8 protein-coding genes and 1 pseudogene are annotated in these 8,895 nt (G+C 59.8%); 1 reads left to right on the forward strand and 8 read right to left on the reverse strand.

Going from position 1 to position 8,895, the window contains the following annotated elements; translation table 11 throughout:
- From J7394_RS22595 to J7394_RS22630, 8 genes and pseudogenes are all read right to left on the reverse strand, one after another.
- Positions 1 to 668, reverse strand: a pseudogene (locus tag J7394_RS22595) (helix-turn-helix domain-containing protein); the annotation flags it as partial.
- A gap of 101 nt (positions 669 to 769) precedes the next feature.
- Positions 770 to 1,660 carry a nitroreductase family protein gene (locus tag J7394_RS22600; protein ID WP_209256217.1) on the reverse strand — a complete coding sequence of 297 codons (891 nt, stop codon included), beginning with the start codon at positions 1,658 to 1,660 and terminating at the stop codon, positions 770 to 772.
- On the reverse strand, positions 1,644 to 2,414 hold the full coding sequence (locus tag J7394_RS22605; RefSeq protein WP_209256218.1) for a type II CAAX prenyl endopeptidase Rce1 family protein: 771 nt from the start codon (positions 2,412 to 2,414) through the stop codon (positions 1,644 to 1,646). The genes J7394_RS22600 and J7394_RS22605 overlap by 17 nt, the downstream gene beginning before the upstream one ends.
- Positions 2,415 to 2,421: 7 nt before the next feature.
- Positions 2,422 to 2,964, reverse strand: a complete 543-nt coding sequence (locus J7394_RS22610; RefSeq protein ID WP_209256219.1) for a GNAT family N-acetyltransferase — start codon at positions 2,962 to 2,964, stop codon at positions 2,422 to 2,424.
- A gap of 61 nt (positions 2,965 to 3,025) precedes the next feature.
- Complete coding sequence (locus tag J7394_RS22615; RefSeq protein WP_209256220.1) at positions 3,026 to 3,937, reverse strand: sulfurtransferase; 912 nt, start codon at positions 3,935 to 3,937, stop codon at positions 3,026 to 3,028.
- Between the two features lie 25 nt (positions 3,938 to 3,962).
- Entirely contained in the window at positions 3,963 to 4,622 is a 660-nt protein-coding gene (locus tag J7394_RS22620; RefSeq protein WP_209256221.1) for a peroxiredoxin, read from the reverse strand.
- Between the two features lie 289 nt (positions 4,623 to 4,911).
- On the reverse strand, positions 4,912 to 6,108 hold the full coding sequence (locus tag J7394_RS22625; protein WP_209256222.1) for a winged helix-turn-helix domain-containing protein: 1,197 nt from the start codon (positions 6,106 to 6,108) through the stop codon (positions 4,912 to 4,914).
- Between the two features lie 107 nt (positions 6,109 to 6,215).
- Complete coding sequence (locus tag J7394_RS22630) at positions 6,216 to 6,977, reverse strand: MerR family transcriptional regulator (RefSeq protein ID WP_209256223.1); 762 nt, start codon at positions 6,975 to 6,977, stop codon at positions 6,216 to 6,218.
- Between the two features lie 208 nt (positions 6,978 to 7,185).
- Here J7394_RS22630 and J7394_RS22635 point away from each other — a divergent pair, with 208 nt between their 5' ends.
- The gene (locus J7394_RS22635; RefSeq protein WP_209256224.1) at positions 7,186 to 8,541 is read left to right on the forward strand and encodes an MATE family efflux transporter; all 1,356 of its coding nucleotides are present in this window, start codon (positions 7,186 to 7,188) and stop codon (positions 8,539 to 8,541) included.
- The last annotated feature ends 354 nt before the right edge of the window (positions 8,542 to 8,895 follow it).

Consider the following 8,895-nt stretch of genomic DNA (forward strand, 5'->3'; position numbering starts at 1 on the left):
AAAGTACTTTTCTGTGTCGGTGAACTGCACGGCCAACTCACGCGGCGACAGATCGCTTTCCTTCAGAGCCAGGTCCTTGATCTTCTCACGCATCAGCTGCGGAATGCGGTTCCAGACCCGTGATGGCTTGGGGCTGCGATCCTCAAGCGCCTCGGGGCCGCCAGCCAGATACCGGTCATACCAGCGATAGAAAGTGGTTCTGGGGATGCCGAGTTTGTCCAGCGTACGCCTGGTCGAAAGATGCGACCCTTCGACGAGGCGAATGATCTCCAGCTTCTCAGATGCGGGATACCTCATTCGTCTTCGCCCCCATCCCCGATCATGCTTTTTTTGAGAAGCCGCAACTCAAGGGCCTGCTCGGCAACAACCTCTTTCAGGTCGCGAGCCTCACGGCGCAGATCCTTGACCTCCGTCGAGGTCGCCGCACGAGCCGTATCGCCAGCAAGGCGTTTCTTCCCAGCTTCGAGGAACTCCTTGGACCAGCTGTAATACAAACTCTGCGCTATGCCCTCGCGGCGACACAGCTCTGCAATGCTGTCCTCGCCCTTAAGGCCGTCCAGCACAATCCGGATCTTCTCTTCCACTGAATACTGCTTGCGTGTGGCGCGGCGGATGTCTTTGACGACCTTCTCGCCATGGCTCTTACGCGTTCCGGGTTTCTGTCTCATCTCCACTCCTTGGTGGTTACGATTTGCCAGAAACCCTCTCTTATCAAATCGACTTAAACTGTCCCATTGGTGCTGACGTCAGACACAGAAAAACCAGACCATCATTCCAGCCGAAACCCCTTGCTGCGAATGAAAGTCCCGAAATCAGCCCGCTCCGGAAGCGCGTATTGCCGGGCTTTGTCTTCCGCCCACCCGTAGGTCTCCGACGTGCCGAACCGCTCACGGGAACGTTGCTGCGTATAGGGCTGAAACGCGCTTCGTCTTGCGTTGTAGCGTTGGATGCGGCGCTCGACATCATGCTCGCTGTATCTGTCCTGATGCACGGTCGCTGAAAGAGGAAGACGCAGGCTGATCCTTTGCGTCGCGGCTGCAGGATAACCGAAGGCCAGCCCGGCGACCGGGAAAACGTAGTCCGGCAAGGCAAGTAGATCGCTCACTGCGGCGGCTTCGTTTCGGACGGCGCTGACCGGACAACAACCCAAGCCCATGGATTCCGCCGCTGCAACAAACGTCGAAAGTGCGATCGCCGCGTCGACAGTTGCGTTGAAGAAGGAATCTAGATGGTCATTCGCGAAGGTATGCCCCTGTATCTTGTGCAGCAGACGTTGCCGCCGATGGTTGCCGCAAATTAACGCGATGTTCGGGGCGTCCTTGACCCAAACCTCGGACCCGATGAGTTCCAACAGGCGCGCCTTGGCCGTCTCATCCCGGAGTAGCACTATGTCGCGCAGCTGGAGATCGCTCTTGGTCGGTGCCGCAAGCGCCACCGCGCAAAGCGCCATACACAGAGACGTGCTGACGGGCTGGGGTTCAAATGCGCGACAGGACCCGCGGGCGAGCATTGCCCTGAGACCGCCGTGGGCCATGACCTCAGCGTCCAATTCCAGTGCCTCGCCATACCTGAACGCGGCGATACTGGAGATATCCCCGTCTTGCTCATTGCCGAAGGTCGCAACCCCTTCAGATCCGGAAGCCTTATCCAAATCGGCCATAGCCGCCCCTTTCGAATGCAGGGCAGGCGAGCAGAACCACCGCGATCACCACGAGGATCACGGCCACGCTGGGTGCATGATAGTGCGACCCCATGACCGGAAACATCATCCAACTGAGGTTGCCCATGGCGTGGAAGAGCGCCGTCGCAAGCATGGATTGACCGCCATGGATATAGAGCCAGAGAATGATCGCCCGGCGGGCAACGATCCCGAGCGACCACCAGGCAATCCAATCCCAGGATCGGCCAGCCTGAAGCAAGGGTATGATGTGCCAAAGCATGGCCATCACACCGATGATGAACCCCGCAACGATCAGGCCGTGGGCCTTGTAAAGAGGGCGCGACGCGTAGCCGGTCCAGCCGAGTTCTTCTGCCATCGCCGCAAGCAGAAAAAGCGCGAATAGGAGCAACAGTCCGAGCGGATCAATCTTAGGTGGCGGAAGGGATTCGCCTACCGCCAACAGCCAAGCCCCCGACGCGACCATTACCAGCGGCATGGTGCAGAGGGCCACGATCCACACCCATGGACGAGTGTCACCAACCGCAACGGACTCGCGCCAGAACCGCCGGGTCATCGGGCGCCCGCCCGCAAGGCAGACCAGCACGCTTGCTGCCAATCCGGGCGCAAGCACCATCAGCGCACTGACCGGAAGACTGGGAAGAAGTTCCCTGTCCGCCACAGCGCCCAGGCCCCAGAATGGAAGGCTGAGCACGCCCGTCAGCACGAAAAAGATGTATGGTCTGCGTTGCGTCATGGTCGGGCTAAGAGGCGGCACCCTGTGTCAGGAGCCGCTTGTAAAGGATGAGGTCATGGGCCGTTCCCGACGTCGTGCCACATTCCTCGAAACCGCAAGTTTGCATCAAGCGGTGTGAGCTTTCATTCGGTGCATCAACCGCCGCGACCAGCTCAGTAAGCGAAAGCTCTGTCCGCCCATATTCAATAACAGCCAGCAGTGCCTGACGTGCCAGACCCCGACCCCAGAATCTCGGATCGAGAGCAATCGTCGGTTCAATCCCGCCCCGCATAGCGGGCACCGCCACCAACGGACCAGACACCGGCATCAAACCCAAAAGACCCGCCGTGGTTTCGGTCTCCGTCTCGATAACCCATAGGCCCAACCCGTCCTCATCCTGCCCGATGCTTGCGGAAACGAACCCTGCAACATCGTCCGGTGTGAGGATCGTGTCGTCGCACAGGTAGCGGCGCACTTCAGGACCCGTCATGAGCGCCAGCATCAAGTCCGCATCGGCATGTGTGACCGGGCGCAAGCGCCCCCCGTCGAACGGAAGCGTCGGTTTTGTCATGTCCCGTCCTCCTTTCCACATCGGCAGCGGCGCACGCCCGCAGGAACGGGCGTGCTGCTGATCAGGCAGTGACCTTCGGCAAAGCCGGATCGCTGCCCCATTCAGCCCAGGATCGATGATACACCCGCACCCTCGAGAACCCCAGAAGACGCAGCGCAACATAGCTGTGCGACGAAGCGAGGCCGTTTTGGCAATGCATGATCACATTATTCTCGGGCGTGACCCCATGGTCTCCGAAATGGGCCAGAAGTTCTCCGGCGCTTCGAAACCGCCCATCGTCGCCGAGGTTTTGCGCCCAGGGAACGTTGACCGCCCAGGGGATGTGACCCTCCTCGTACATATGCGGCGGCCGGACATCGATAAGGACCTCGTCAGGATCGTTGCGGTGGGCAAGGACGTCATTTGCGGTCGCATGCCGTCGCGGGCTGATCGCGGAGTGGAACTCCGTTGGCTGAGCGGCTGCGGCTTGTGTGGCCACCGGACCGCCTACGCCCTTCCAGGCGGACCAGCCGCCGTTGAGGACCGCGACATTCTGGTGCCCGAGATACTCCATTAGCCACAACATGCGCGCCGCGTGAAAGCCGCCACGGTCGTCGTAGAAGACGATCCGCCGATCTGCCGCAATGCCGATGCTGCCAATCAGTGCCTCAAGATTGGTGACATGCATCAACGTCCCGTCGATGGGGCTCTGCCGGGCGGCGACCGCGTCGGGGGCAAGATAGACCGCCCCCGGGATGTGACCCGCATCATACTCGGCGCGGGGGCGAACATCGACAAGCACCATCCCCTCAAGCTGCGCGGATTGCCCGCTGCCGGTGACGGGTGAGACAGCCCCTATCAGGCTGCCGGGTTCTTCCAGAAGACCGGGATTGGCGTAGGCCGCTCCTTGCGCAAAGGTAACACCGGGCAGGTTCACGGCCATCGCGCCAAGAGTGAGCAGCCCGAAGTTCCGGCGTGTCAGGTCTAGGGTCATGTCAATTTTTCCTTTCAATCAATCGTCAGACGGGCATCTCGACGAGACGCAAGTAGGGCACTGGTGCCTTCCAGCCGTCGGGATAGCGTTTCCGGGCCTCTTCATCGGACACGGCCGGCACGATCACGACCGCGTCTCCCTGCTTCCAGTTGGCCGGGGTCGCCAATTGCTGCCTGGCCGTCAACTGTAGGCTGTCGATGGCACGCAGCACTTCGTTGAAGTCGCGCCCGGTCGTCATCGGGTAAGACATCGTCAGCTTGATCTTCTTGTCCGGGCCGATCACGAACAATGTCCGCGCGGTTGCGTTGTCCATTGCAGTCCGCCCCTCGGCGGTGTCGCCGGCGTCTGCGGGCAGCATGTCATAAAGCTTGGCGATCTTGAGATCCGTGTCTCCGATCAGCGGATAATTGGGAGACTGGCCAGTCGCAGTCTGGATATCGTCCGACCAGCGCGCGTGGTCCTCGACCGGATCGATCGACAAACCGATCAGTTTCACGCCACGGCGATCGAATTCGGGTTTCATGCGAGCCATGACGCCGAGTTCCGTGGTGCAAACCGGCGTAAAGTCTTTCGGATGCGAGAACAGGACACACCAGTTGTCTCCGATCCAATTGTGAAAGTGGATCATTCCGTCGGTAGAGTTCGCCAGAAAGTTCGGCGCTTCGGTATTGATGGATAATGGCATCGCGTTTCCTTCTGTTCAGTCGCGTGTCCGGGCCTCCTGCAAAGACGGAAGGCGCCGATGCCGCTCATCTACGCGGTCCGATCCCGCGTTTCCTGAAGAAGACCGGAAAGAGTTCTGAAAAACGGATGCTGCCGCTCCGAGAGATGATCCAAGGCCCATGCGGCAGCGATCAAGGCACGTTCTTCAAGTACAAACGTCCAGCCGAGGCAAATCCCTCGCTGGTCGCTCCATGTCAGTCAAACCGGTTGCGACGCTGGTCCAGTATTCACCTCGACAATTGTACCAGCGCCTATACCGCCTGAAGTTCCGGATTGAGGCGCGCAAATCTCGGATCGTCCAGAACCGGGCGCAAGGAGACCTCCTTGTCGAGCACACAAGCGTGCCGCCAACCGCGCATTGCCAGAAACTCCAGGCGTTCCATTGCCGATGAGGTATCGCCGATCTGAGACAAGGCGAGAACTCGATTGTACTCCAGCGGCGAGTCGTGATGACCAACACCTTCGATCGTGGCTTGCGCGCCCCGGCGGTCCCCAAGCATCGCAAGAAGTGGCGCCAGCGTGTAAAGAGGGCGCATCGACTGCGGCTCTACGGACAGGGCGTCCCGAACACGCTTCAATGCCCGTTCAGCATGGACGCGGGATCGGTGCGGGTCGGCTTCCATCAGAATACGCGCCGCGAGAAAGTCGGCCTCGAAGCTATTGGGGGCCAGGCTTGCCGCCCGGACCGCCAAAGACGCAGCCGCCCTTGCGTTGCCTGCCGTGTACAGAAGCTTTGCAGCATCAAGATGAACATCCGCTTCGTTGCGCCCGTGGAACAATGCGGTTTCGATTGCCTTATAACCGGCCGCAAACCATCCAGCCGCGATCCGTGAAACGCCGTCGAAGAGATGTGCTTTTGCATTAGTTGGATCCAGGCGAATTGCGGCCTCTGCCTCGGTCAGTGCTGCTTCGAGCAGCATCTCGCCCTGCGACCAGTAAAGATGACGTTTGAAAAGTGCTTCTGCGTTGAGAGCTCTGGCTTCAGCGTTGTCCGGCGCCATCCGGGCGGCCTCTGCCGCAAGATCGAAGAAGGAAATGAGGTCGGTTTCGCTGCCCCGCTCGAGGCACTGCCGCGCTTCAAGAAACAGCGTATAGGCATCAAGCGAAAGGGGGACGCCTTCTTTGCTGCTCACCCTTTCCGAGCTGTGAGTGGTCACAAGAGCAGGTTTGGTCAGCCGGTATCCACCACGCGCGACGGTTGCGATAATCTGCCGGCTGGTCAAAGTACGACGCACCTCCGAGACAACTTGCGTGAGGCTTTCGTCACTGACCGTCACGTTCGGCCAGACACGATCTAGCAAATCTTCGCGCGATACCACCGCGCCGTCTGCTTTCGCGAGAACCTGAAGCAGGCGGACCGCGCGCGGCGAAAGTCGCCCTACGCGCCCACCCCGCGTCGCGGTTCTTGCGGCAATATCAATTACCCAGCCATCTATTCCGAGCGTCATCACATTCACATACGGCAATAAAATTTTGTGCACCGTATCCGCGGGCAGAGACCTTCGGAAACCTTCGCCCGCAGTTTGCACGAAAACTTGATCGACCGATAGGTCGCCTAAATGCTTGCTGCTGCGCGAAATGCAGAGATCACGAATTCGGCCGTTCCATCGCCATGGGCGTCAAATGTTGATCGAAACCGCGCATCACCCTCGTACATGTCGGCGAACCCGCCCAACGCACTGGCCTCACATGGATAAAACCAGCGATCGACCAGGTCGGCATACGCTTTGGAAAGCTCTGAAGCCTCAACTCCGTCTGGTGCCGCACCCGCTCTAGCAAGGCCAGCGAACCCGTCACAGAGCTTGGTGTGCTCTTCGTGGTACCGCGCCCAATCCGCCTCGGTGTAGGCGGCCGTCCGCGTCGCCGAAGTTGCCCACGCCTCCGTCTTGCCCCAACGGGCCTTGGCTTCGTCCTCAAATATTGACGGGTCAAACCCGCCGAACAGCGTTGTCATGTCCATGTCCTTTCGCGATTTGCGTTCGATGAGGGCCAGCGCTTCATCGATGCCTCGGATCAATGCTTCACTGTGAGCAATCTGGTCGGTCACAGCTTGCCGCTGCGCCAAAAGCGCTTTGCGCCGGTCGAATGCCGGGTCGTCGAGGAGCCGGGCAATTTCATCCAGAGCCAGCCCCAAGGTGCGATAGGTCAGAATTTGCTGGAGCCGGAGCACGCTGTCTCGATCGTAGAGCCTGCGCCCTGATCCCGCGCGCGTGGCCGGCTTCAGCAATCCGATCTCGTCGTAATGATGCAATGTACGCACCGTGACGCCGGATCGGTCTGCCAGTTGCCCGACGGTGAAGAATTTGATTCGTGACATGACGTCATCGATAGGACCTCACGCCGCGTGAGGTTCAAGAGGCTTTACTAGAAAACCGGCCACTGCATTGCCGGGGCTTTCGAATCCGCCCTTGTCGGTCGCAGTTCCTGATACTATCCTCCCGCTCGGTAAGCTGCCCCGCAGTCGAAATCTGCGGCAACCAAGGTCATCAGCTCGATGGGTGACCGTGCAAACGCACGGTGCTCTGATGACGCAGACCAAACACCCTCGTCCAACCGCCATTTCTTTGGCCCGCGAAGCCGCACCGCTTGCCGCGTTCTACGGCACAGGGATTCTCATCGGCCTCACCGATCTCGCGGTGGTGGGCGCACTTGGGACCGAAGCACTCGCTGCGGTGGGGCTCGGAAAGACCATCCTCTTTTCGTTGATCGTGGTTGGCTTCGCCGTTCTGTCGATCGGCACTGTGCTGATGGCCGAACAGGCTTCGCCGACCAAACGCGGCGCGGTGTTGCTTGCGGTGCTGGTGATGAATCTTCCGTTCGTGGTGCTCGGCCTCGTCCTGCCGGAGTTCACCCAATCCGTTCTCGACCAGAGCAGCTACCCTACCGATATCATCATGTTGTTCAGCGACTATACCGACGTTCTGGCATACGCGGTCGGGCCAGCTTTGATCTTCGCGTCCCTAAAGAATACGCTCGTCGCCATTGGGCGCACTGGGCCCTTGTTGGCCCTGTCTGTTCTTATGCTTCTGGTCAACGCTGCCTGCAGCATATTGCTGGTCCACGGATTTGGTACGTGGCGTGGCATGGGAGTGGCAGGTGCCGCATGGGCCACGGTGGCCGTTGAGGTCTTGGGCGCGGTCGCACTCACCTTTTGGGTCGCCCGGTCCGGCGCAGTTCGGATCGCCGCTGCGCGCCTGCAACGTATTCTGGCAGCGCTGCGTGAAATCGCCTTGCTCGGTTGGGCGGCGGGGGCACAGCAGTTGCTGGAAAGCGGCCTCTTCATCGTTGTGCTTTACTTGCTTGGGCTGGAGTCACCGGCATGGCTCGCTGCCGGTACAGTGGCCTTCGCGGCCATGGAGTTAAACTTCGCAATCGGAGGCGCTGTTGGGGAGGTCGGCTCCGCCCGGATCGCTGGCCTGCGGGTCAAAGGCGACCGGGGTGGCCAAAGGCGCCTTCTTCACCTGACCATCCTGCTTTCAGGGGGCGTCTCGGGTATGTTTGCCCTGATCGTGCTCATGTTCCCAGACGCGGTGATCGGTCTGTTTGCAAGTGGCGTTACATCGCCCGAAGCAGAAGATCTGATCCCGCTTGTCATGATGTTGACGGCACCGTTCTTCCTGTTCGATGCGTGGCAGATCGTCTTCATTTTCGTATTGCGCGGACTGCGTCGAACGCTCTTGCCACTGGTGCTTAGCACAACATGCTACTGGGGTCTCGGGATCGGCGGCGGGTTATTGCTGGCGCATTTCATTGGTTTGGGCGGTTGGGGCATCTGGATTGGGTTTTGCGCCGGACTTGCCAGCGCCGCGATCCTCTTGGCCGCCATGACGCTTGTCACAATCAAAAGGACTTCGATCCACAAGGACGATTCAGAGAGCTGATCGGTTTGCGCCTACAGGGTTCGGAGGCCGCATAGAAGGTGAGGAAGCAGACTTTCGGGGCCCGTGCAGCATCGGTGATTTTTGGGCTCAGAATGCTCGAACGCCGCATGACGGACGGACAACCGCTTCGAAATTGCGAACGGCAGAACCGTTCGCCAAAGTTCGTTAGATGTCGATGCGCTCGGCTATGCTCAGAGCATCTTCCAATTCGACACCAAGGTAACGCACCGGGTTCTGTCGCAAATTCTGCTCCCAACTGTCATTCCGGCTGCAGTTCTGATAGCGCGCGCTCGGCTATGACAGGAGCAAACCGTGACAATCTCATTTAAAGGCGCGCATTTTCCGAAGGACGTT

It is taken from the genome of Ruegeria sp. R13_0 (genome assembly GCF_017743995.1).
GTDB lineage: Bacteria > Pseudomonadota > Alphaproteobacteria > Rhodobacterales > Rhodobacteraceae > Ruegeria.